This is a genomic window from Aurantimicrobium minutum (assembly GCF_029892845.1).
Taxonomy (GTDB): Bacteria; Actinomycetota; Actinomycetes; order Actinomycetales; family Microbacteriaceae; genus Aurantimicrobium; species Aurantimicrobium minutum_B.
This window is the reverse complement of sequence record NZ_JARXVT010000005.1, coordinates 54,805-79,377: the sequence shown is the minus strand read 5'-3', so window position 1 is coordinate 79,377 and position 24,573 is coordinate 54,805. Positions and strand designations below refer to the sequence as shown.

The window sequence follows — 24,573 nt, the reverse complement described above, 5'->3', positions numbered from 1 at the left end:
TTACTTCTGTGCGCTGGACTGTGCGCGTGGATGCGCCGTGATGTAGGTCTCACGAAGAGTATCTGCAGTCACCAGCGTATAGATCTGAGTCGTTGCCACCGAGGCATGTCCCAGTAGTTCTTGCACCACACGAACATCTGCTCCACCGGCTAACAAGTGGGTAGCAAATGAGTGTCTAAAAGTGTGCGGCGAGAGCTCAATATCGAGCTGTGCCCGCTCCCCTGCCTCACGAATGATGAGCCAAGCCATCTGGCGGCTCACACGCGCTCCTCTAGGGCCCAAGAACAGAGCGGGCGTGGACTTTCCTCGAGCCGAGAACCCCGGGCGCACGCGAACTAAATAGGCATCGAGCGCTGCTTGTGCGAATGAACCCACTGGAACGATGCGCTGCTTTCCGCCTTTACCGCGCAGGCGAATCATGCCTTCACTCACGGTGACATCATCCACGTTGAGCCCCACGGCCTCAGAAATACGCGCACCCGTGGCATAAAGCAGCTCCAAGAGCGCTTTGTCTCGCACACGGACTTCATCTTCACCGTCGGTGGCGGCAATCAATGCCGACATCTGTTCGACGGTGATGGCTTTGGGGAGGCGCTTAGGGAGTTTAGGGGGGTTCACATCTGCAGTGACGTTGTGCTCCACAATGTTCTCTTCCACCAGGAACTTGTGGAATCCCTTGATGGAGCTGAGGGTGCGGGACTGACTAGAAGACGTCAACGGGCTTTCGCTGCGGGTGGCCAACCACTGAACATAGGCACTCACATCGGGCAACGTAATTGCATCCGCCTCGGTTGTGCCCCGCTCCCCCAACCACGCTAAATACGCATCGATGTCGCGCGTGTAGGCAGAAACCGTGTTCTGAGAGAGTCCGCGCTCAATGGCGACATATCTCAGGTAGTTATCGCGTGCTCGTTGCAGGTTCATGGTCAGTACTGCACTGGCTTAGGCCTGCCAGGAAGCTCCCGAGCCGGAAGCATCGCGGTGTTCGCGCATTGCCCAGGGAGCATCTCCGGGACGTAGGGTGTCCCAGCCACGTGCCCGAGAAGCAAAAGCGTTCAACACTGCTATCTGAAAAATCGAGTTACTCACGTTTCCGGAGAGAACCGCATCATGAGCTTCATCGAGGCTTACCCAGCGCAATTCCATGTCTGCTTCTTCTTCACTTCGTTCAAAAGGAACAGGAGTGTTGTGAAGGTCACGAGCAAGGAAAATGCGCACGATCTCATTCGAGCCACCAGGTGAGGTGTAGTAATCCGAGAGCACTGACCACGAGTCCGCCTGCAGATCTACTTCTTCAGCGAGTTCACGCTGCGCTGCCAGAAGTGCACTTTCTCCAGCAATATCCAGCAGTCCTGCCGGAATCTCCCATTCGCGAGTGCGAATGGGGTGACGGTACTGCTGGATGGCAATGAAGCGGTCGTTATCGTCTAACGCAATAACAGCAACTGCACCTGTGTGATCGACGTAGTCACGAGCAATAACGTGTCCGTTGTATTCAAAACGTTCGTGCTCGATGTTCCACACACGACCGGTGAACACAGTTTCGCGTTCGGTGATTGTCACCTCGGCAGGCTGGTCAACCAGACCTTCCGCGTTGGTGTCAGACACGTTAGGCCTTTTCGATGTCGAACAGGCGAGTTGCCTTCTGGCGCTCCAGCGATGCTTCAACCAAACCTGCGAACAGGGGGTGAGCGTTATTGGGGCGTGAACGAAGTTCAGGGTGTGCTTGGGTTGCGATGTAGTAAGGGTGAACCTCACGAGGAAGTTCAACAAACTCCACCAGTTGACCGTCAGGTGACGTACCCGAGAAGGACAGACCAGCGTCAGCAATCTGCTGGCGGTAGGTGTTGTTCACTTCGTAACGGTGACGGTGACGTTCTTCAATGAGTTCAGAGCCATACACCGCTGCTGCGAGAGATCCAGGTGTGAGAGCTGCCTTGTAGAGACCCAAACGCATGGTTCCACCCAAATCGCCATCGTTGATGATGTCGACTTGTTCCGCCATGGTGGCGATCACAGGGGTCTTGGTTTCAGGGTCGAACTCTGAGGAAGAAGCATCTGGCAGACCAGCAAGGTTGCGTGCATATTCAATGACCATGCACTGCAGACCGAGGCAGAGGCCCAAGGTGGGAATGCCGTTCTCGCGAGCAAACTTCAGCGCACCGAGTTTGCCTTCAATTCCGCGAATACCGAAACCACCAGGAACACAAATTCCATCGAGATCTGAGAGGTTCTCGGCAGCACCTTCATGGGTTTCACAATCATCGGAAGGAATCCAACGCAAGTTCACCTTGGTGCGGTGAGCAAAGCCACCAGCACGTAGTGCTTCAGAAACGGAGAGGTAAGCATCAGGCAGGTCGATGTACTTTCCAACCAAACCGATGGTGACTTCGTGTGCAGGGTCGTGCACTGCCTCGAGTAGCGGTGACCAGTGCGACCAGTCAACCTCGTTGCAGTCCAGACCCAGCTGCTCCACGATGTAAGCATCGAGGCCCTGGGTGTGCAGCATGGTGGGGATGTCATAGATGCTGGGAACGTCAACGGCGTTCACAACGGCGTCTTCATCAACGTCACACATCAACGCGATCTTGCGCTTGTTGCTTTCGGTGACGGGACGGTCAGAGCGAAGCACCAGAGCATCGGGCTGAATACCGATAGAACGAAGCGCTGCAACAGAGTGCTGAGTGGGCTTGGTCTTCTGCTCTCCCGAGGCTCCCATAAACGGAACGAGGGAAACGTGAACGAAGAAGACGTTCTTACGGCCGAGTTCGTGACGAACCTGACGGGCAGACTCGATAAATGGCTGAGATTCGATGTCACCGACGGTTCCACCGATTTCGGTGATGATGACATCTGGCTGAGGAATGTCCTCTGCCTGCAGGCGCATACGACGCTTGATCTCGTCGGTGATGTGGGGAATGACTTGAACGGTGTCGCCCAAGTATTCGCCGCGACGTTCCTTAGCAATGACCTGAGAGTAGATCTGGCCAGTGGTGACGTTGGCAGCCTGTGAGAGGTTGATGTCGAGGAAGCGCTCGTAGTGACCGATGTCGAGGTCGGTTTCTGCGCCATCGTCGGTGACGAAAACTTCACCGTGCTGGAACGGGTTCATCGTTCCGGGATCCACGTTGAGATAAGGGTCGAGCTTCTGCATCACAACGCGAAGACCGCGTGCGGTGAGAAGATTGCCGAGGCTAGCCGCCGTCAGGCCTTTACCGAGTGACGAGACAACGCCCCCGGTGACAAAAATGTGCTTGGTTACGTTGTTTCCCGAAGTATTCACCACGGAATTAGAGCTTATCAGCGCTGGGCAGCTAACTGAATCAACTCGCGGGCGTGAGCCAATGCATTTTCTGAATCTGGCAATCCAGAGAGCAGACGTGCCATCTCGGCCTCACGGTCTGCTCCACGCAGAGTGTGCACGCTACTTTCGGTGACTTCACCCGAGGTGTCCTTGACCACACGCAGGTGATTGTTGGCAAAAGCGGCCACTTGAGCCAGGTGAGTTACGACAATTACTTGAGATTTTTCTGCCAGACGGGCTAGGCGTCGTCCGATCTCTATCGCCGATGCGCCACCAACACCGGAGTCCACTTCATCAAAGACATAAGTGGGAACAGAATCTTGTCCGGCAATGACGACTTCCAACGCAAGCATGATGCGAGAGAGCTCACCGCCAGATGCACTCTTGGAAATGGAGCGAGGGTCAGAACCGGGGTGAGGGCGCAGCAACAGCTCCACTGTGTCGTAACCGTGGAGGGTGAGCTCCTCATTCTTCGTCACCCGCACAAACAACTGCGCATCGGGCATCGCCAGGGCAGTTAATTCTTCCGTAACTGCTGCAGAGAGCTTCACGGCAGCAGTTTCGCGCAGGTCGTGCAGTGCATCTGCGCCGCGCACAACAAGTGCGTGATCAGCAGCTACTTCTTCAGCGAGCTCAGTGATGCGATCAGTGTCACCTTCGAGTTCGCTCAAACGGCGGCTACCTGATTCCAAGAATGCAATCACGTCATCGAGATTGGGGCCGTATTTGCGAATCAAGGCGTTCAGTTCAGCGCGACGGCTCTGGATGACATCCAGATCGCGCTCGCCCTCACCCTCGAGATTGGCAAGGTGGCTGGATAGTTGACCGGTGACGTCGTGGAGTTGGAAGGACAGCTGAGCCAACGACTCTGCAATGCCAGCCAGCACAGGGTCAACATCTGACATCTTTTCCAGCTGACGCTTGGCCGCGTCCACGCGGGCAAGAGCATCTCCTCCGTCCCCCTCTTCAGACGAGAGCGCTTCGCGGGCCAAAGCTGTTGCAACACGGAGATCCTCGGTGTGGGTCAGGCGTTCAGCGAGCGCGGTGAGCTGGTCATCTTCACCGGGCTGAGGCGCAGCTGCCTCAATTTCAGACAGGGACAGACGAAGTTCTTCCGCTTCGCGCGTGCGGGCATCACGCTGAGCAGTAATCTCTGCCAGCTCTGCTGCGTTGTTCTTCCAGCGACGGAACGCGTGGGCATACTCCCCCAGAACTTCAGCAAATTGTGCCCCGGCAAAGCGGTCCAGAGCTTCACGCTGCGCTGAAGCTGAACGAAGGCGAACCTGGTCTGACTGCCCATGCACGGCAACAAGCAGTTCTCCCAGTTCACCAAGAACAGCTACTGGTGTGCTGCGTCCCCCAACAACAGCACGGGAACGTCCTTCCGCCGAAACAGAACGGCCAAGTAAGAGCTCGTCACCTTCGATAAGACCTCCGGCGTCGTTCACTGTATCGGTGATGGCTTCTGGGTTTTTGAGAATCCAGCGACCTTCCACCCAAGCGGTGTCGCTACCATTGCGAACTGCCGAAGAGTCAGAACGCTCTCCTCGCAACAGACCCAGCGCGGTGACAACCATGGTCTTACCAGCACCAGTTTCACCCGTGATGGCAGTAAATCCAGGGCCAAGCGGAAGAACAGCCTCAGAGATCACTCCGAGGTCTCGGATGCGAATCTCTTCGATCACTCGCCCGGTCCTCGCCATCCAGTGACGGGAAGGTCAAACTTCTCCACCAAACGATCCGTGAAAGCTTCAGCATGGAAGCGCGCAAGTAGAACTGGCGTGGGTGACTTCTTCACAATCACACGAGCACCTGGTGGCAGATTGCGTGTACGACGACCGTCACACCACAGCACACCGTGACCGCTGCGACGTTCAATGATTTCCACGGCAAAGACTGACTCAGGACCCACCACAAGAGGACGAGCAAATAGGGCGTGCGCAGAAAGTGGGACCAAAACCATGGCGTCTACGGTGGGCCAGACGACAGGGCCACCGGCTGAGAAGTTGTACGCAGTTGAACCTGTGGGTGTGCTCATCACAACACCATCGCAACCAAAGCTGGAGAGCGGTCGGCGGTCAACCTCGATGACGACCTCGAGCATGCGCTCACGGCTTGCCTTCTCCACAGTTGCTTCATTGAGCGCCCAGGTTTCAAAGACAACCTCATTGGCCACCTTGACACGAACCGAAAGCGTGGATCGCTCTTCTACCTGGTAATCCTTCGCAAGAACACGTGCAACAGTCTGAGGAATAGAGTCACGTTCGGTTTCTGCCAAGAAACCAACGTGTCCTGTGTTCACACCCAGCATGGGGACCGATGCACCACGAAGCAGTTCTGCGGCACGAAGAATGGTCCCGTCTCCGCCGACAACAATGGCGCATTCGATCTGAGTAACAGCAACATCTTTTTCAAGCGTCATGAGCGAGGTGAGTTCTGGGGCCAACTCGAGGACAGGAGCTACTTCGAGTTCACGCAACACAGGAACGGCACCCTGAGACTGAATCTGCTGACACACCTCAACGGCAGCCTCAAGGGTTGCCTGCTGGGCAGCGTGAGAGACAACGAGAATGAAGCGTTGTGCTGCGCTCATTGTCATGCTCCTGCCAGTTGGTGAACCTGTTGAGTCCATTCTGACGGATTCGACTGACTATCCGCACGGAGCCAGAGCACATACTCGTGATTACCCGCTCCCCCCAGGATTGGGGAGGACAAGATGCCACAGACACCTAAGCCATTATCGAAGGCCGACCACAGCACCGCCATCACTGCATCTTCACGCAGAGCAGGGTTGGTCACAATGCCTTCTTTGACACCGGTGCGACCAACTTCAAACTGTGGCTTGACCAGCAAAACATAGTCAGCAGTGGATGTTGCACACGCTTTGAGCGCTGCCATGACATGAGTCAGGGAGATGAAAGATAGATCAGCCACAACGATGTCTGCGGTGAAGTCACGCTTCACTAAGCCAGAGAGTTGACTCTGGTCAAGGTTCTTGGCATTGACCCCTTCAACGACAAGCACACGCTCATCTGAACGAATACGAGGTGAGAGCTGACCGTGGCCCACGTCAAGGGCAACAACGAGCTCTGCTCCGCGCTCGAGAAGCACTTGAGTGAATCCACCTGTGCTGGCACCCACATCAAAGGCATTGCGGCCCTTCACATCAATGCCGAAGCCTTCTAGCCCGGCAATGAGTTTGTGTGCCGCACGAGAAACATAGTGATCTGCACCATCAACACTGAGCTCGACAGTCTCGTCAACCTTGGTTGAAGCTTTGTTCACGACTTTGCCACCCACACGAACAAAACCTTCAGCAATGAGGGTTGCTGCATGTGTGCGCGAACGCGCCAGGCCGCGCTCTGCGAGGGCGGCGTCCAGACGTTGACTAGTCACGGGCGGGAATGTCGCCGCCTTCGAGCTGTGCACGCAGCTCGTCATAGAGCTTGGCGTAACCCTCGGCTCGAGTTTCTAAGGGCTGTCCTTCAACGACCGAGAGAGCAGAGACCAATTCGCCGTCTGCGGGACTCTGGGGGTTTTCAGGAGTGCTCATAGTTCAAGGTTATCGCACGGTTAAGTTAAGAAAACCTTGCGGGAGAGACGATCCCACAAGGTTTTCTTGATACCTCAATGTGTTTAGAGGTGACGTTCATCCACGCCGTTGTAGGCCGACAACGGGCGGATCAGTGCGTTTGCTTGGAGCTGCTCCATGATGTGCGCAGTCCAACCGGTGATTCGTGCTGCCACGAAAATTGGGGTGAATGTTAAGGTGTCAAAACCCATCAAGTGATACGCGGGCCCAGAGGGGTAATCGAGGTTGGGAAGGATTCCCTTCCTCTCCGTCATCGCTGCCTCAAGGCCTTCGTAGAGGTCTAGAACATCGGGGCGGTTGTAGTACTCAATGAGTTCAACCATGGACTTACGCATGGTGGGAACGCGAGAGTCGCCCTTCTTGTAGACGCGGTGTCCGAAGCCCATGATCTTGCGCTTCTCTACCAAAGCCTGTTCAAGCCATGCTTCTGAGCGAGCAGCGGAGTCAGGTCCGAAACCAATCTCGTTGAAGATGTGAAGCACTGCTTCATTGGCACCACCGTGAAGTGGTCCCTTGAGCGCGCCAATTGCGCCGGTTACTGCCGAGTAGAGATCAGACAGTGTCGAGGTGATCACACGAGCGGTGAAGGTAGAGGCATTGAAGGAGTGTTCTGCATACAAAATCAGCGAGACGCGGAACGCATCCACAACAATGTCATCTGGGATCTCGCCGAAGCTCATCCAGAGGAAGTTTGCAGAGTAATCAAGGTCTTCGCGAGGTTCAATGACACCCTCGCCACGGCGGCGGCGCTGGTCATAGGACACAATCGCAGGAAGCTTGGCAAACAAGGTGATGCTCTTGGCGAGGTTGCCCTCGGGTGAAGAATCATCTGTGTTGGGGTCAGAAGCACCAATGACGCTCACTGCGGTGCGAACGACATCCATGGGGTGTGCGGTCAAGGGAAGCTCGTCAATGACGCGCTTCACATTGGCATCGAGTGCGCGCTGTGCGCGCTCCGACTTCTGGAACCCAGCCAGCTCTGCGGCGGTAGGGAGCTCGCCATGCCAGAGCAGCCATGCGACCTCTTCAAAGCTCTTGCTTGCAGCAAGTTCCTGAACGGGGTATCCGCGGTAGAGCAGCGAGTTGGTTTCCGGGTTCACCTTGGAAACAGCGGTGGCGTCAACGACGACACCGGCAAGGCCTTTGAAGATCTGGGGTTGTTCAGTCATGTCGTATTCCTCACAGAGAGTGCTAGTGCTTGGTGTGGGTACTCAGGTCGAAGTTGAAAATTCCTGAATCGAAGTGGTTGTATTCCTCGTAGTCGAGAGTTTCGTAGAGAGCTGCACGGGTCTGCATCTCAGGCACAGATGCCTGGAATGAACCCGTTTCGTTGAGTGAATCAAGTCCGCGAACAGCGGATCCCATCGCCAGTCGCAACAGCGAAACAGGGTAAATCACGATGTTGATACCGATATCTGAGAGCTGCTGTGTGGTGAAAAGCTCGCTCTTGCCAAACTCAGTCATGTTGGCCAGCACAGGAACATCGAGAGCTTCGCGCATGGCGGCGAACTCACTGAGGTCCTTCATAGCTTCAGGGAAGATGGCATCTGCGCCAGCATCGACCAGCATTTTGGCGCGATCGATTGCCGCATCAAGGCCTTCAACTGCACGAATGTCTGTGCGAGCCATGATGAGAAGGTTCTCGTCTCGACGTGCATCCACAGCTGCCTTGATGCGCTTGATGGCAGTGTTGTCATCTACAACGTTCTTGCCGTCGAGGTGGCCGCACCTCTTGGGGTTGTGCTGGTCCTCAATGTGTAGGCCGGCAACACCAGCATCTTCGAGTGTCTGCACGGTGCGAGCCAGATTGAGGGGTTCGCCAAAACCTGTATCTGCATCGATCAGAGCGGGAAGATCGGTCATGCGCGCAATCTGCTGACCGCGACCAGCAACCTCAGTCAGTGTGGTCAAGCCAATGTCAGGCAGACCAAGGTCTGCTGCCAAGACAGCACCAGAGATATATACGCCATCAAATCCCTTGCTCTGAATGAGCTTGGCCGAGAGTGGGTTGAAAGCTCCAGGGAACTGCAGGAGTTCGCCGGTTGCTAAACGCTCACGGAAAAGACGACGCTTCTCTGCAGGTGTTGTCTTGGCATACAGCATTAGAACAGACCTTGGGGAAGTGGTGCGGAAGCGAGAACGCCAGCCTGAGCGGTCACTGTCAGGCCACCGATCTCCTCAGCGGTGAGTTCTGGCAGGCGCTGAACGAGCGCCAAGAAGCGCTCAACCTCTGCATCTTCGATAACACCGTCAGCGAGAATGCGGAACTTGTTGATGTACTGCTCACGAGCGAAGGGACGCGCACCGAGTGGGTGAGCATCTGCAACTGCGAGCTCGTCCACAATGACTGTTCCATCGTTGAGGGTGATCTCCACGCGGCCACCGAATGCCTTCACAGCAGGGTCTTCGGAGTGATAGCGACGAGTCCACTCAGCGTCTTCCAACGTGGTGGTCTTGTTCCACAGTGCGATGGTGTCTGCACGACCTGCGCGAGCAGGTGCGTAGCTGTCCACGTGGTGCCAGGCGCCATCCTGCAGGGCAACAGTGAAGATGTAAGGGATCGAGTGATCCAACGTCTCACGGCTTGCTGTGGGGTCATACTTCTGTGGGTCGTTTGCACCCGATCCGATGACATAGTGCGTGTGGTGTGAGGTGTGGATGACAACAGACTTCACGTTCTCAGGGTTGGTTGCCTCGGGGTGCTCATTGTGGAGCTTGCGTGCAAGGTCAATCAGAGCCTGTGCCTGATACTCAGCTGAGTGTTCCTTGGTATAGGTGTCGAGGATTCCACGCTTGGCTTCGCCCTTTTCAGGAAGTGGCACTTCGTATGAAGCAGAAGGACCATCAAGCATCCACGCGATGACGCCGTCTTCACCTTCGTAGATGGGTGTGGGGCTGGTCTCGCCGCGCATTGCGCGGTCGACAGCCTCAACAGCCATCTTTCCTGCGAATGCTGGAGCGTGTGCCTTCCAGGAAGAAATCTCACCCTTACGTGACTGACGAGTCGCGGTCGTGGTGTGAAGTGCCTGACCAACAGCCTGATAAATGGTTTCGGTAGGAAGCTTCAACATTGTTCCGATACCAGCCGCAGCTGAGGGACCTAGGTGAGCAACGTGGTCAATCTTGTGTTTGTGCAAGCAGATTGCCTTGACGAGGTCTACCTGGATTTCGTAACCGGTTGCAATACCGCGAACCAGGTCAGCACCAGAAACACCTACATGCTGTGCAACAGCAAGGATGGGAGGAATGTTGTCACCGGGGTGAGAATACTCAGCAGCCAAGAAGGTGTCGTGGTAGTCGAGTTCTCGAACAGCAACGCCGTTCGCCCAGGCAGCCCACTCAGGTGAAACGCGAACATCCTGTGGCTCACCGAACAGGTTGGCGCCGTTGCCACCTGTCGATGAGGGGTGAGAGAGTGCCTGCGAACGCGCAGAGACAACAGGCTTACGTGTGAGCGAGGCAACAGCAACAGATGCGTTGTCAATGATGCGGTTAATCACCATCTCAGTTACCTCTGCCGAGACAGCAACGGGATCAGAAGCTACTTCGGCGATTTTCCAGGCCAGCTGATCTTTGCGCTCAAGAGTTTCTTCACTCTTGTAGACGCGGACGTTGTGGAGCTTCATCGGGTTTCCCTTCGTGGGGCGTCGTGTGTGGTTTAGGCCACGTCGACTGATTTGAGGTGCCCCTTGACTGAGGCTCGGATATTGGTCAAAGACTTGTGCAGGTGCACGTGGGTGGCATGTGCTGCCAGAGCTGCATCACCATCGATGATCGCCTCAATGATGAGCAGCGTCTCGATTGCACTCTCGTGCAAACGGGCAGGATTACCCCGGGCAATACGACGAATGCGCGAGAGGTGGACTCGAGAGTTCTGAAGAGCTGAGACGAGATAAGCGTTGTTGACGGCGGCATCCACTGCTTCATCAAATTTCTCATTGAGTTCGTAGTAGTGACGCACACCCTCTTCACCCGATTCGATGAGGCGGTCTGCATCAGCAAACTGTTCAGCAATACGCATAAAGACTTTGGGATCGCGGCGTTGGGCTGCAAGACGTGCTGCCTGTTCTTCAAGTGCTTCACGTACTTCGTAGAGTTCCGTGATGTTTTCAAGGGAGATTTCGGTGACCACGACGCCACGACCAGGAGCCGACTCAACCAAGCCGTCAGCCATCAGGCGGGAGAGAGCTTCCCGGAGAGGTGTGCGGGAGACACCCAGGCGAGTGGATTGCTCAACCTCAGCAAGAATCGTTCCGGGTGCGATATCGCCATCCACGATTTCGTGGAACAGCTTGCTGTACGCCTTATCGCTTGCTCTCACGATGTCTCCTTTGACGGTTTGACTTGAGCTTATTGTATACAGACAAGCTCCTTTATGTATACACACAGGTGTTTCAACACGCAATAGTTGACGAAATATTGGATGTTTTGTCGATTTGTGTATACAGTCATCACTAACGTTTTATTTCCCAGGGGACTGTTGTATCCGGGGAAAGAAACAGCAGCAGCACAACTCAACAGATCACAAGGATGTGGTCTGAACTCAAAGGGGAGGCGAGAAATGACTGCACCAACTGGCGCCTACCGCGCTACATATGAAGCAAGTGCCTCAAACCCTGAACAGTTCTGGATGAACGCCGCCGAAGCAATCGACTGGATTACTCCCCCTACTTCGGCATTGGATTCTTCTGGTGCTCCTGTCTACCGCTGGTTCCCCGGCGCTGAACTCAACACCTGCTTCAATGCAGTTGACCGTCACGTCCTTGCTGGTCGAGGTTCACAGACTGCGGTGATTTATGACTCAGCCATGACCGGTGTCAAGGACCGCTTTACTTACACAGAACTTCTCGAAGAAGTGAAGGCTTTCGCTGGCGTCCTCGTTAACCAGGGCGTCAGCAAGGGTGACCGCGTCATCATTTATCTGCCCATGATTCCCCAGGCCATCATTGCCATGCTCGCCTGTGCACGCATTGGTGCAGTCCACTCGGTTGTATTCGGCGGATTTGCCGCTAACGAACTAGCTGTGCGCATCGATGATGCGACCCCCACCGTTCTCGTTACGGCTTCTGGCGGTCTCGAGCCTGGTCGCACGGTGGAATACCTCCCCATGGTTGCCGAAGCACTTTCCTTGTCCCAGGGCTCCATTCACACTGTGATTGTGAAGGAACGTCGTAATGTCCCTGGAACCATCAAGACCTACAACGGCGTTGATGGCGTCACCTGGCTCGACTGGGCTGATGCCGCTGCCACAGCAACCCCTGCCGAGTGTGTTCCCGTTCTCGCAACTGACCCACTCTACGTTCTGTACACTTCGGGTACTACTGGTAATCCCAAAGGCATCATGCGAGACAACGGCGGTCATGCCGTTGCGCTGACCTGGTCAATGGCGAATATCTACAACATCAAGCCTGGTGAAGTGATGTGGTCCGCTTCTGACGTGGGCTGGGTTGTCGGCCACTCCTACATTGTTTATGCACCGCTCTTCGCTGGTGCGACTACCGTCATATACGAAGGTAAGCCTGTTGGAACCCCTGACGCAGGAGCTTTCTGGCGCATTGTGGATGAATACAAGGTCCGCGCACTCTTCACTGCCCCAACTGCACTTCGTGCTATTCGGCGCGTAGATCCAGAACTCAGAGAACTTGCTCGTTACGACGTGACCAGCATGCACACCCTGTTCATGGCAGGTGAGCGTCTCGATACTGAAACCCTCGAGTGGGCTTCTGAAGGTCTGAAGATTCCTGTAGTCGACCACTGGTGGCAGACCGAAACCGGTTGGGCCATCACAGCTAACCTTCGCGGTATCGAAACACTTCCCATCAAGCCTGGCTCCTCTACCGTTCCAGTTCCTGGATACAAGGTTGAAGTTGTCGATGGCAAGGGCAACCACGTTGCTGCTGGCGAAGAAGGAAACATCGTCATCAAGCTCCCCATGCCTCCCGGAACCCTTGCCGGTCTCTGGGGCCGCGCGGACGGATACCAGAAGGCATACCTCGAGGCATTCCCTGGCTACTACGCCACCGGTGATTCCGGCTACCTGGACGAAGACGGCTATGTCTTTGTCATGGGTCGAACCGATGACGTGATCAACGTTGCTGGCCACCGTCTGTCGACGGGCCAGCTTGAAGAAGCCCTTGCTCACCACCCCGATGTTGCTGAATGTGCAGTTATTGGTGTCAAGGATGAACTCAAGGGTCAGCGTGCAAGTGGGTTTGTCACCCTCAAGGCTGGCGTGGACCGTAACCACGATGAGATTTGTACTGAACTGGTCAAGTTGGTGCGCGACAAGGTTGGCCCTGTCGCCGCCTTCCGCGATGTGCTCGTTCTTGAGCGCCTGCCCAAGACCCGTTCAGGAAAGATTCTGCGCAAAACCATGCGTCAGATTGTGGATGGTGAAGACTTTGTCGTCCCACCCACTATTGAGGACATTAGTGTTCTCGAAGACCTCACGGTGGCCTTAGTTGGTCACCCTGAACCGATGAAACCGGCCTGATAACCGGTGGAATCACGTAACACCCCTTATCCACATTTCGGCAAGGAGGCCGTGTGAGTAAAGAAGAGACCGAGAAGGGTCATCACAGGATTGACTATCCTGCCTTCGAAGAAACCCCTAAGTACAAGGAGCTCCGCAAGCGTCAACGCGGATTCGTAATTCCTGTACTCATTGCAGCTATGGCTTGGTACTTCCTGTACGTAGCACTCGCTGTTTTCGCGTCCAGCTGGATGGCAACACCTGTAATCGGTGTTATCAACATTGGTCTGATTTTCGGACTTCTTCAGTTCGTTTCGACCTTCGGAATCACCATGTGGTACGTCAGCTTCGCTAACAAGCGTCTTGACCCACTGGCAACCGAACTTCGTCACGAGCTCGAAGCTAAGCAGAAGGCAGGTGTCGCATGAGTAACGCACTAGTACTCGCTGCAGATACAGCAAACGCAGGAGCGAGCGATCCCGTCCTCAACATGAGCATCTTCGGTGCTTTCGTTATTGTGACCATGATCATCGTTATCCGTGCAGGTCGTAACAACAAGTCGGCTAACGACTTCTACGCTGGTGGCCGCTCATTCAGTGGCACCCAGAACGGTATGGCTATCGCAGGTGACTACCTGTCGGCAGCATCCTTCCTCGGCATTACCGGCGCTATCGCGCTGGCTGGATACGACGGATTCCTGTACTCCATCGGCTTCCTGGTGGCATGGCTTGTTGCCTTGCTCCTGGTAGCTGAACTTATGCGTAACACGGGTAAGTTCACGATGGCTGACGTTCTGTCATTCCGCCTCCACCAGCGCCCCGTGCGTCTGGCTGCAGCAATTTCAACTTTGGTTGTTTGCTTCTTCTACCTCCTCGCACAGATGGCTGGCGCCGGTGGACTCGTTTCACTGCTGTTGGGCATCAACGATCAGGTTGGTCAGTCGCTCGTCGTGGGCGTTGTTGGTGTTCTCATGGTTATCTACGTTCTCGTAGGTGGCATGAAGGGTACTACCTGGGTTCAGATCATCAAGGCAGGCCTGCTCATCGCAGGTGCAGCAATCATGACCGTCTGGGTGCTCGCACTCAACGGCTTCGACCTGTCTGCTCTCCTGTCTAAGGGTGTTGAGGTTTCTCAGGCACTCGAGGCTCCATTCGACCCACTTCAGCCTGGTCTCAAGTACGGCAAGAACCCTATTGACTTCATCTCGCTATCAATGGCTCTCGTACTCGGTACCGCTGGTCTCCCTCACGTTCTCATGCGTTTCTACACGGTACCTACCGCTAAGGAAGCTCGTAAGTCCGTTGTATGGGCTATCTGGCTCATCGGTGCGTTCTACCTCTTCACCTTGGTACTCGGCTTCGGCGCTATGACCCTCGTTGGTCCTGCTGTCATCGCTGCTGCACCAGGTGCTGCTAACTCTGCTGCTCCTCTGCTTGCAGCAGCTCTCGGTGGCCCCGTACTGCTCGGTATCGTTTCGGCGATTGCGTTTGCAACGATTCTTGCTGTGGTTGCTGGTCTGACCATCACCGCTGCTACTTCGTTCGCACACGACATCTACGCAAACGTCATCAAGCGTGGTGAAGTTCGCCCCAACGCTGAGGTAAAGATTGCTCGCATCACCATCGTTGTGATCGGTGCTCTCGCTATCCTCGGTGGTATCGGTGTTCAGGGACAGAACATTGCGTTCTTGGTTGCTCTTGCATTCGCAGTTGCAGCTTCCGCAAACCTTCCAACCATCATCTACTCGCTCTACTGGCGCCGCTTCAACACTCGTGGTGCACTGTGGTCGATGTACGGTGGTTTGATTTCCTCTGTCGTACTGATTGCATTCTCCCCCGTGGTTTCCGGCAAGGTTGACCCTAAGACCATGGAGCTCACCGCTTCCATGATCAAGGGTGTTGACTTCCACTGGTTCCCACTGGACAACCCAGGTATCGTTTCGATTCCTCTCGCATTCCTGCTCGGTATCATCGGTACCTACTCAGGTGGCAAGAAGGAGAACTCCTGGATTGCAGCTGAAATGGAAGTTCGTTCACTCACCGGTCACGGTGCAGAGAAGGAAGTTCACCACTAAGCACAACCGTACAAACAAGAACGCCCCTGGTTTTCCAGGGGCGTTCTTGCTTTAAGCGTTAGGAATAGAGTTCCTCTGGAACGGTGAAGCCAAAGATGGCAAGGCCACTGTCCCAGATGACCTGGCATGCTGCCCGGAGGAGATCAAGCTTGTCTTCTCCCCTTGTCACAATGGCCAGGTCCATGCCGACCTTGCGCACGGTAGCGCCGCGCACGGTGACAGAACCGTCCTTATTCGTGATCACAGTGGGATAAGGAAGAGAAAGTTCACGCAGATCGCCCAGGATGTAATCGGGACGTAAACCAGCAGGTGCCGCCAGAAGTTGCTTGGCTTGGTCTATACCGGTCAGTACGAGCACCGTCTTCATCCCTGCACGATTACCACCCATCACATCTGTGTCGAGACGGTCACCGATAAACAGGGCAGTCTCTGGAGCGGCGGCCGTGCCGAAGCGACGGGCTGCCTCTTCGAAGATAGGTAGTTCTGGTTTACCAGCGACAACTGGCAGGCGTCCCACTGCGGTGTGCACGGCAGAAACAAGCGTTCCGTTGCCTGGTGCCACTCCGCGGGCAACAGGAATCGTCCAATCCATATTGGTGGCAACCCAGGGAATACCTGCGCTTTCACCAGCACCCGCGGCTGTGCCACCAAAAGCATCCGCAGTCGGACGTGCATTCAGAGCAAAGGATGCTTCTGCAAGTTGTTTCCAGCCCAAATCAGGCGAAAATCCCTGAATCACAGCAGCAGGATTGTCCTCAGCAGAGAACGTAACCACATAACCGTTCTTCTCGAGCTCATACGTCAAACCTTCACCACCGACCACCAAAATGGTGGCTCCTGGTTCCACAAGATCAGCCAGCAAGTGCATGGCTGCTTGAGGTGACGACACGATGTCTTCATCAGAACAACTCAGACCCAATTCGCGCAGATGACCTGCGACACTTGCAGCAGTTCTCGACGCATTGTTGGTGATGTATCCCACACGAATGTGCTCGGCAACAGCGTTCAATGACTCCACTGCATGTGGAATCGCACCGGGACCGGCATAGACGACACCATCCAGGTCAGCCAGAACAACAGCCTTTCCCGCAATGGGGCTCTGGCCTAGTTCCGGCTGCTTTTTGGAGAAGAGGCTCACGCCTTGTCTCCCTCAGGATCCAGGTGAGCAGTCTCGATCAGAATCTGACGAACATCATCTTCAAGAAGGTCATCAGGGCTGATACCTTCAGCAATGAGCGCGTCCTCTTCTTCTGCACTTAGCTCGGCTGAGGTTTCAACCTCGTCAACGTCTGCATCTTCGAAAGCGCCTGAACTAATGACATCTGCAAGTGCGACACCTTCTGGATCACCGATGTCCTCATTGTCGAGTTCGTAGTCATCGCCTTCGAGTTCCTCTTCGAACACGACAATGTCCTGTTCGTCTTCATCCGAAGAATCCATCAAATCAGCAGCAACGAGAGCCTTCTCGGCAACTTCAGCACAGGTGGTCCATTCAGCAGCTTCCTGATGACGACCAAGTTCCTCAAGAACCTCTGCATATGCAGTAAACAAAGCAGGGCTGTAGGTGAATGCCTTAGAAGGATCCAACTGAGGAATCTCCAGCTCGGCAAGAGCTAGGTCAACCTGATCTTGATCCAAACGAGCACCAGACATTGCGATAGAAAGTGCAACCTGAGTTGATTCACTCAAAGTGGAGCGTTCAACAGAACGGCCAAGCTCCAATGCCTTATCTGGACGCCCAACACCACGCTCTGCATCCACCATGAGCGCAATCTGCTCATTAGAACCAGAGATGCGGCGGTAGGTTCGCAGCTCACGGAGCGCAAGAGCAAAGTCACCTGTTGCATAAGCAGTTATGCCCAGGGTCTCACGAACAATCGCAATACGACCAGCACGACGAGCTGCTGACAGCACGTGCTGGTGGGCAAGCTCAGGATTCTCATCCATCAGGCGAACGGCCATGACGAGGTGCTTGGCAACTCGTTCTGCGTTCTCCTTGGTGAGAGTCTTCAGTTCGTTGCGGGCAACCTTGTCGAGCTCATCTCCTGTGACATCGTCATCAATCCAGGGGTCATCGTGGTGAGGGCGAACCATACGAAGTTCGCGCGCCATGCGCTGCTCTTCGGTAAGTTCTGGCTCTTCCCAACGGGAAGTGCGGTCATCACGACCACCAGAATCACGGCCACCGAAGCGTGGAGCACCAGCACGGTCGGGACGTCCACCGCGATCTCCGAAGCGTGGGCGCTCTGAACGCTCACCATAAGAAGGACGATCACCCCCGCGATCTGGGCGTGGACCTCTGTCACCATATGAGGGACGATCTCCACGTTGCGGACGATCTCCATAGCTTGGACGCTCAGAGCGTTCGGGACGGGGACCACGATCACCATAAGAAGGGCGCTCTCCCCCACGGTCTGGACGAGGCCCACGATCTCCGTAATTGGGACGCTCACCACGTGGCGCACCGTCGCGGTTTCCGTAAGAAGGACGATCTCCTCGTTGCGGACGATCACCGTAGGAAGGTCGTTCTGAACGTTCGGGTCGTGGACCACGATCACCGTAGGAAGGTCGGTCACCGCGCTGAGGACGATCACCGTAAGAAGGACGCTCGGAACGTTCTGGACGACCAGTGCGGTCACCGAAAGAGGGCTTGCCACCCCGATCTCCGCCGGGACGCTCACCACGCGGTGCTCCGCTAGAGCCGCCACGACCGAATCCTCCGCGTTCTGGACGCGCATTCCTGTCACCACGGTCGCCATATGCGGGACGGTCACCTGCTGGGCGGTAAGGACGATCCCCACGAGCGGCACCATCACGATTGCCATATGCGGGACGCTCTCCACGTGGAGCTCCGTCGCGGTCTCCATAACGTGGGCGATCGCCGCGAGGAGCAGCATCACGATCTCCGTAGCGTGGGCGTTCCCCACGAGGTGCAGCATCACGATCACCGTAACGGGGACGTTCTCCCCTATCAGGACGGTCGCCATAGGAAGGACGTTCACCGCGCTGGGGACGGTCACCATAAGCAGGACGTTCTCCTCGCTGACCACGATCTGCATATCCTGGACGATCGGAACGATCAGGACGTGATGCACGGTCGCCGTAAGTGGGACGATCCCCCCGACCAGCTGCGGGACGGTCTCCACGCTGTGGACGTGACTGTCCATCACGGGGAACGCCATAGCGGTTGGGACGTTCTTCTCGAGAACCCTCTGAGCGGTTGTTGTGGGGACCCTGGCCTTCACGGCGGGGTCGGTTAGCACGATCAGGCGTGCCGAAATCTTCGTTTTTATCGCTCATTAGAGAGTCCTCTGTGTAGTTTGATCGCATCTGCGGCGACGCCAACAGGTGCAAGGTCTAGCTTAACGCAAAATAGCCACCCGTAAAAACGGGTGGCTATTTTACAAATAAGTCCGGCGGTGTCCTACTCTCCCACAGGGTCCCCCCTGCAGTACCATCGGCGCTGAGAGTCTTAGCTTCCGGGTTCGGAATGTAACCGGGCGTTTCCCTCTCGCTATGGCCGCCGAAACACTATTGATGTATATCAAAGTGAAACGAGCACATACGAAATGTGCAGGTTCTCGACCGTACATCGAGAACCACTCAGTGGACGCGAACAACAGGCCACAAAACCCAGCCTTACAACGGGTTATGTGTAGTGATTATCAAATTATTGGCTTATTAGTACCGGTCAGCTCCATGGGTCTTTAGTCCCCACTTCCACATCCGGCCTATCAACGCAGTAGTCTAGCTGCGAGCCTCTCCCCCGAAGGGATGGAAATCTCATCTTGAGGCCGGCTTCCCGCTTAGATGCTTTCAGCGGTTATCCATTCCCAACGTAGCTAATCAGCGGTGCTCCTGGCGGAACAACTGACACACCAGAGGTTGGTCCGTCCCGGTCCTCTCGTACTAAGGACAGATCCTCTCAAATTTCCTGCGCGCGCAGAGGATAGGGACCGAACTGTCTCACGACGTTCTAAACCCAGCTCGCGTACCGCTTTAATGGGCGAACAGCCCAACCCTTGGGACCTACTCCAGCCCCAGGATGCGACGAGCCGACATCGAGGTGCCAAACCATGCCGTCGATATGGACTCTTGGGCAAGATCAGCCTGTTATCCCCGAGGTACCTTTTATCCGTTGAGCGACAGCGCTTCCACAAGCCACTGCCGGATCACTAGTCCCGACTTTCGTCCCTGCTCGACTTGTCAGTCTCACAGTCAAGCTCCCTTGTGCACTTACACTCGACACCTGATTGCCAACCAGGTTGAGGGAACCTTTGGGCGCCTCCGTTACTTTTTGGGAGGCAACCGCCCCAGTTAAACTACCCATCAGGCACTGTCCCAGAACCGGATTACGGTTCATGGTTAGATGTCCAGAGTGACCAGAGTGGTATTTCAACAATGACTCCACCGACACTAGCGTGCCAGCTTCAAAGTCTCCCACCTATCCTACACAAGTCACACCGAACACCAATACCAAACTATAGTAAAGGTCACGGGGTCTTTCCGTCCTTCTGCGCGTAACGAGCATCTTTACTCGTAGTGCAATTTCGCCGAGTTCGCGGTTGAGACAGCTGGGAAGTCGTTACGCCATTCGTGCAGGTCGGAACTTACCCGACAAGGAATTTCGCTACCTTAGGATGGTTATAGTTACCACCGCCGTTTACTGGGGCTTAAATTCGCAGCTTCGCTTACGCTAACCGCTCCTCTTAACCTTCCAGCACCGGGCAGGCGTCAGTCCGTATACATCGTCTTGCGACTTGGCACGGACCTGTGTTTTTAGTAAACAGTCGCTTCCCACTGGTCTCTGCGGCCTTCAAACGCTTCAGGAGTAAATCCCTACACGCCTCAGGCCCCCCTTCTCCCGAAGTTACGGGGGCATTTTGCCGAGTTCCTTAACCACGATTCTCTCGATCTCCTTAGTATTCTCTACCTGACCACCTGAGTCGGTTTGGGGTACGGGTGACTGGAACCTCGCGTCGATGCTTTTCTTGGCAGCATAGGATCATCAATTTCGCACTTGCGTGCTACCCATCGGTTCTCAGGCTATATGAGAGACGGATTTGCCTATCTCTCGCCCTACGGCCTTAGACCGGGACAACCATCGCCCGGCTTGACTACCTTCCTGCGTCACACCTGTTAATACGCTAACCGCACCAGCATAGGGTCGTGTGCTAGGCCCGCCCGTCGTTGACCGAAGTCTCAGATCAGGGGGATTCAGACACTTAGCATTACTGGATTAGTTTGGGCGGTTCTTCGTCAGTACGGGAATATCAACCCGTTGTCCATCGACTACGCCTGTCGGCCTCGCCTTAGGTCCCGACTTACCCAGGGAAGATTAGCTTGACCCTGGAACCCTTGGTCTTCCGGAGGGGGAGTTTCTCACTCCCCTTTCGCTACTCATGCCTGCATTCTCACTCGTGTGGCCTCCACGGCTGGTTTACACCGCCGCTTCGCTGGCCACACGACGCTCTCCTACCCATCAATATGGCTGGACCACGAAGGCCTACCAATATATATCAATGCCACAACTTCGGTGGCGTGCTTGAGCCCCGTTACATTGTCGGCGCGGAATCACTTGACCAGTGAGCTATTACGCACTCTTTCAAGGGTGGCTGCTTCTAAGCCAACCTCCTGGTTGTCACTGCAACTCCACATCCTTTTCCACTTAGCACGCGCTTTGGGACCTTAGTTGGTGGTCTGGGTTGTTTCCCTCTCGACAATGAAGCTTATCCCCCACTGTCTCACTGCTGCGCTCTCACTTACCGGCATTCGGAGTTTGGCTGACGTCAGTAACCCGGTGGGGCCCATCGGCCATCCAGTAGCTCTACCTCCGGCAAGAAACACGCAACGCTGCACCTAAATGCATTTCGGAGAGAACCAGCTATCACGAAGTTTGATTGGCCTTTCACCCCTATCCACAGCTCATCCCCTCAGTTTTCAACCTAAGTGGGTTCGGTCCTCCACGACGTCTTACCGTCGCTTCAACCTGGCCATGGATAGATCACTTCGCTTCGGGTCTAGAACATGCGACTATAACGCCCTATTAAGACTCGCTTTCGCTACGGCTTCCCCTCACGGGTTAACCTCGCCACATATCACTAACTCGCAGGCTCATTCTTCAAAAGGCACGCTGTCACACCTACAAGGGTGCTCCAACGGTTTGTAAGCAAACGGTTTCAGGTACTATTTCACTCCCCTCCCGGGGTACTTTTCACCTTTCCCTCACGGTACTTGTCCGCTATCGGTCATCTGGGAGTATTTAGGCTTATCAGGTGGTCCTGACAGATTCACACGGGATTTCTCGGGCCCCGTGCTACTTGGGATACTTCTCGCGCCATTGCTGCATTTCGACTACGGGGTTGGCACCCTCTATGACTGGCCTTTCAAGACCATTCGTCTATACAACTTTGTAACGCTCATTGCTCGGTAGAACAAAATGAAAAGTCCCGCAACCCCGACCATGCAACTCCTACCGGATATCACACATGATCGGTTTAGCCTCTTCCGCGTTCGCTCGCCACTACTTACGGAATCACTTTTGTTTTCTCTTCCTGTGGGTACTGAGATGTTTCACTTCCCCACGTTCCCTCTACCCGCCCTATATATTCAGGCGGGAGTCACTGGGTCTCCTTGCGGGCCCAGCGGGGTTTCCCCATTCGGACATCCTCGGATCAAAGCTCGTTTATCAGCTCCCCGAGGCTTATCGCAGATTACTACGTCCTTCTTCGGCTCCAGATGCCAAGGCATCCACCGTTTGCTCTTAGAAATTTGAAATCACATGAGTTTGAATCGATTCTTCGTTTAGAAAAATTGACCAATGATCTATCGGAACGTAAATAAATTTACGCTCAATATGATCTTTGTGATACAGACAATTAAGTCTGTATCTAAGATGCTCGCGTCCACTGTGTAGTTCTCAAAGTACGGGCGGTACCCCTCCTTCGTTACGAGTGATGTAACAAAAGAAAGGTCCAGAGGTTCGTTTCACCAAGTAAAACCTGGTGTCCCGGTCCCTCAGGACCCAACAGCGTGCATATTCAGACCCTCCAGGAGCGCTGCGTTCCAAATCCGAAGATCGTACTAACTGCGAACCTCTTGGTTCTGAATCAATGTCAATGTTCCACCCATGAGCTAACCTCGCCAGAACATTCGTCTGGCTAGAGGCTCTGGAAGTCCGAAGACTCCAAATGCTCCTTAGAAAGGAGGTGATCCAGCCGCACCTTCCGGTACGGCTACCTTGTTACGACTTAGTCCTAATCACCGATCCCACCTTCGACAGCTCCTTCCTTGCGGTTAGGCCACTGGCTTCGGGTGTTACCGACTTTCATGACTTGACGGGCGGTGTGTACAAGGCCCGGGAACGTATTCACCGCAGCGTTGCTGATCTGCGATTACTAGCGACTCCGACTTCATGAGGTCGAGTTGCAGACCTCAATCCGAACTGAGACCGACTTTTTGGGATTCGCTCCACCTTGCGGTATTGCAGCCCTCTGTATCGGCCATTGTAGCATGCGTGAAGCCCAAGACATAAGGGGCATGATGATTTGACGTCATCCCCACCTTCCTCCGAGTTGACCCCGGCAGTCTCCCATGAGTTCCCACCATTACGTGCTGGCAACATAGGACGAGGGTTGCGCTCGTTGCGGGACTTAACCCAACATCTCACGACACGAGCTGACGACAACCATGCACCACCTGTATACCGACCTTGCGGGGAGCGTATTTCTACGCTTTTCCGGTATATGTCAAGCCTTGGTAAGGTTCTTCGCGTTGCATCGAATTAATCCGCATGCTCCGCCGCTTGTGCGGGCCCCCGTCAATTCCTTTGAGTTTTAGCCTTGCGGCCGTACTCCCCAGGCGGGGAACTTAATGCGTTAGCTGCGACACAGAATCCGTGGAATGGACCCTACATCTAGTTCCCAACGTTTACGGCGTGGACTACCAGGGTATCTAATCCTGTTCGCTCCCCACGCTTTCGCTCCTCAGCGTCAGTAATGGCCCAGAGATCTGCCTTCGCCATCGGTGTTCTTCCTGATATCTGCGCATTCCACCGCTACACCAGGAGTTCCAATCTCCCCTACCACACTCTAGTTTGCCCGTACCCACTGCAGGCCCGAGGTTGAGCCTCGGGATTTCACAGCAGACGCGACAAACCGCCTACGAGCTCTTTACGCCCAATAATTCCGGACAACGCTTGCACCCTACGTATTACCGCGGCTGCTGGCACGTAGTTAGCCGGTGCTTTTTCTGCAGGTACCGTCACTTTCGCTTCTTCCCTACTAAAAGAGGTTTACAACCCGAAGGCCGTCGTCCCTCACGCGGCGTTGCTGCATCAGGCTTGCGCCCATTGTGCAATATTCCCCACTGCTGCCTCCCGTAGGAGTCTGGGCCGTGTCTCAGTCCCAGTGTGGCCGGTCACCCTCTCAGGCCGGCTACCCGTCGTCGCCTTGGTGAGCCTTTACCTCACCAACTAGCTGATAGGCCGCGAGTCCATCCTTGACCGAAATTCTTTCCACCCCCTGGAGATGCCTCCGAGGGTCGTATCCGGTATTAGCTACCATTTCTAGCAGTTATCCCAGAGTCAAGGGCAGGTTACTCACGTGTTACTCACCCGTTCGCCACTAATTCACCAGAGCAAGCTCCGGCTTCATCGTTCGACTTGCATGTGTTAAGCACGCCGCCAGCGTTCGTCCTGAGCCAGGATCAAACTCTCCGTAAAAGTTGATAGCCACCTGACCGAGGTCTGGTGGCAAATCTATTTATGTGACATTCCCCGGAATAAGGGCGAATGTCACGAGTTTGAAACTGACAGAACAAATCATTACTGACTTGCTTTGTTGTTTTAATTTTTATCCAAAGGAATCCGTACATCAGCTAAAAGCTGATGCCGGGTTTTGGCATTTGACATTGTGCACGCTGTTGAGTTCTCAAGGATCGGGCGCTCCTACTCCAGTTCCTTCCGGAACCAGTTTAGGGCAACTGTCCTAACTTACCACTGAATCTGATCTTGTCAAACTCATCACCGGAGTGTTTGAAACTCAGGCTGCCGTTCGCAACATTGCGATCAGTGGCGGATTTTCATCCTGTTCAGCTACCAAGTGTGCGCGTAAGCGTTTTCTCGAAGTAGC

At 54.9% G+C, this 24,573-nt stretch carries 16 protein-coding genes and 3 rRNA genes; 3 read left to right on the top strand and 16 right to left on the bottom strand.

All coding sequences use genetic code 11. The features are described from left to right. The 11 genes from xerD to M2118_RS07390 form a co-directional block, all read right to left on the bottom strand. Entirely contained in the window at positions 1-924 is a 924-nt protein-coding gene (gene xerD / locus M2118_RS07440) for a site-specific tyrosine recombinase XerD (RefSeq protein WP_280795307.1), read from the bottom strand. Between the two features lie 18 nt (positions 925-942). Continuing rightward, positions 943-1,608 carry an NUDIX hydrolase gene (locus M2118_RS07435; protein WP_280795306.1) on the bottom strand — a complete coding sequence of 222 codons (666 nt, stop codon included), beginning with the start codon at positions 1,606-1,608 and terminating at the stop codon, positions 943-945. 1 nt (position 1,609) lies between these two features. Next, positions 1,610-3,286, bottom strand: coding sequence for a CTP synthase (locus M2118_RS07430; RefSeq protein WP_280795305.1), 1,677 nt, complete (start codon positions 3,284-3,286; stop codon positions 1,610-1,612). A gap of 14 nt (positions 3,287-3,300) precedes the next feature. Beyond that, positions 3,301-4,989: a DNA repair protein RecN gene (gene recN / locus M2118_RS07425; protein WP_280795304.1), complete on the bottom strand. Its 1,689-nt coding sequence runs from the start codon at positions 4,987-4,989 to the stop codon at positions 3,301-3,303. After that, positions 4,986-5,897 (bottom strand): NAD kinase, encoded by a 912-nt coding sequence (locus M2118_RS07420; protein WP_280795303.1) that lies wholly within the window; start codon positions 5,895-5,897, stop codon positions 4,986-4,988. The genes recN and M2118_RS07420 overlap by 4 nt, the downstream gene beginning before the upstream one ends. A gap of 2 nt (positions 5,898-5,899) precedes the next feature. Further along, positions 5,900-6,745 (bottom strand): TlyA family RNA methyltransferase, encoded by an 846-nt coding sequence (locus tag M2118_RS07415; RefSeq protein WP_432418391.1) that lies wholly within the window; start codon positions 6,743-6,745, stop codon positions 5,900-5,902. Continuing rightward, positions 6,693-6,857, bottom strand: coding sequence for a hypothetical protein (locus tag M2118_RS07410; RefSeq protein WP_280795300.1), 165 nt, complete (start codon positions 6,855-6,857; stop codon positions 6,693-6,695). Before M2118_RS07410 ends, M2118_RS07415 begins: the two co-directional genes overlap by 53 nt. Before the next feature lie 83 nt (positions 6,858-6,940). Next, the gene (locus M2118_RS07405; protein WP_280795299.1) at positions 6,941-8,065 is read right to left on the bottom strand and encodes a bifunctional 2-methylcitrate synthase/citrate synthase; all 1,125 of its coding nucleotides are present in this window, start codon (positions 8,063-8,065) and stop codon (positions 6,941-6,943) included. Between the two features lie 22 nt (positions 8,066-8,087). Beyond that, on the bottom strand, positions 8,088-8,999 hold the full coding sequence (prpB, locus tag M2118_RS07400) for a methylisocitrate lyase (protein WP_280795298.1): 912 nt from the start codon (positions 8,997-8,999) through the stop codon (positions 8,088-8,090). Further along, on the bottom strand, positions 8,999-10,522 hold the full coding sequence (locus M2118_RS07395) for an MmgE/PrpD family protein (protein WP_280795297.1): 1,524 nt from the start codon (positions 10,520-10,522) through the stop codon (positions 8,999-9,001). The genes prpB and M2118_RS07395 overlap by 1 nt, the downstream gene beginning before the upstream one ends. A 32-nt stretch (positions 10,523-10,554) precedes the next feature. Beyond that, entirely contained in the window at positions 10,555-11,217 is a 663-nt protein-coding gene (locus M2118_RS07390; RefSeq protein WP_280795296.1) for a GntR family transcriptional regulator, read from the bottom strand. Between the two features lie 240 nt (positions 11,218-11,457). Between M2118_RS07390 and M2118_RS07385 the strand changes: the two genes are divergently transcribed. From M2118_RS07385 to M2118_RS07375, 3 genes are read left to right on the top strand one after another with little or no spacing between them, the layout of a single operon-like run. Beyond that, on the top strand, positions 11,458-13,389 hold the full coding sequence (locus M2118_RS07385) for a propionyl-CoA synthetase (RefSeq protein ID WP_280795295.1): 1,932 nt from the start codon (positions 11,458-11,460) through the stop codon (positions 13,387-13,389). Positions 13,390-13,442: 53 nt separating this feature from the next. Continuing rightward, complete coding sequence (locus tag M2118_RS07380) at positions 13,443-13,796, top strand: DUF485 domain-containing protein (RefSeq protein ID WP_280795294.1); 354 nt, start codon at positions 13,443-13,445, stop codon at positions 13,794-13,796. Then, positions 13,793-15,442, top strand: coding sequence for a solute symporter family protein (locus M2118_RS07375; RefSeq protein ID WP_280795293.1), 1,650 nt, complete (start codon positions 13,793-13,795; stop codon positions 15,440-15,442). The genes M2118_RS07380 and M2118_RS07375 overlap by 4 nt, the downstream gene beginning before the upstream one ends. 58 nt (positions 15,443-15,500) lie before the next feature. Here M2118_RS07375 and M2118_RS07370 read toward each other — a convergent pair whose 3' ends face one another. From M2118_RS07370 to M2118_RS07350, 5 genes are all read right to left on the bottom strand, one after another. Then, positions 15,501-16,580: an HAD-IIA family hydrolase gene (locus M2118_RS07370; RefSeq protein WP_280795292.1), complete on the bottom strand. Its 1,080-nt coding sequence runs from the start codon at positions 16,578-16,580 to the stop codon at positions 15,501-15,503. Then, the gene (locus M2118_RS07365; protein WP_280795291.1) at positions 16,577-18,742 is read right to left on the bottom strand and encodes a primosomal protein; all 2,166 of its coding nucleotides are present in this window, start codon (positions 18,740-18,742) and stop codon (positions 16,577-16,579) included. Before M2118_RS07365 ends, M2118_RS07370 begins: the two co-directional genes overlap by 4 nt. A gap of 111 nt (positions 18,743-18,853) precedes the next feature. Continuing rightward, positions 18,854-18,970: ribosomal RNA gene (gene rrf, locus M2118_RS07360) — 5S ribosomal RNA — on the bottom strand. Between the two features lie 133 nt (positions 18,971-19,103). Beyond that, positions 19,104-22,219: ribosomal RNA gene (locus M2118_RS07355) — 23S ribosomal RNA — on the bottom strand. 424 nt (positions 22,220-22,643) lie between these two features. After that, a 16S ribosomal RNA gene (locus M2118_RS07350) occupies positions 22,644-24,164 on the bottom strand. Together the 16S, 23S and 5S rRNA genes form the textbook arrangement of a ribosomal RNA operon. Positions 24,165-24,573 lie beyond the last annotated feature (409 nt).

Bases quoted from the DNA above. Each gene is read 5' to 3' on its own strand.
- xerD (WP_280795307.1), bottom strand. From the start codon at position 924: ATGAACCTGCAACGAGCACGCGATAACTACCTGAGATATGTCGCCATT.
- M2118_RS07420 (WP_280795303.1), bottom strand. From the start codon at position 5,897: ATGAGCGCAGCACAACGCTTCATTCTCGTTGTCTCTCACGCTGCCCAG.
- M2118_RS07415 (WP_432418391.1), bottom strand. From the start codon at position 6,745: ATGACGAGCTGCGTGCACAGCTCGAAGGCGGCGACATTCCCGCCCGTG.
- M2118_RS07410 (WP_280795300.1), bottom strand. From the start codon at position 6,857: ATGAGCACTCCTGAAAACCCCCAGAGTCCCGCAGACGGCGAATTGGTC.
- M2118_RS07405 (WP_280795299.1), bottom strand. From the start codon at position 8,065: ATGACTGAACAACCCCAGATCTTCAAAGGCCTTGCCGGTGTCGTCGTT.
- prpB (WP_280795298.1), bottom strand. From the start codon at position 8,999: ATGCTGTATGCCAAGACAACACCTGCAGAGAAGCGTCGTCTTTTCCGT.
- M2118_RS07395 (WP_280795297.1), bottom strand. From the start codon at position 10,522: ATGAAGCTCCACAACGTCCGCGTCTACAAGAGTGAAGAAACTCTTGAG.
- M2118_RS07385 (WP_280795295.1), top strand. From the start codon at position 11,458: ATGACTGCACCAACTGGCGCCTACCGCGCTACATATGAAGCAAGTGCC.
- M2118_RS07375 (WP_280795293.1), top strand. From the start codon at position 13,793: ATGAGTAACGCACTAGTACTCGCTGCAGATACAGCAAACGCAGGAGCG.
- M2118_RS07365 (WP_280795291.1), bottom strand. From the start codon at position 18,742: ATGAGCGATAAAAACGAAGATTTCGGCACGCCTGATCGTGCTAACCGA.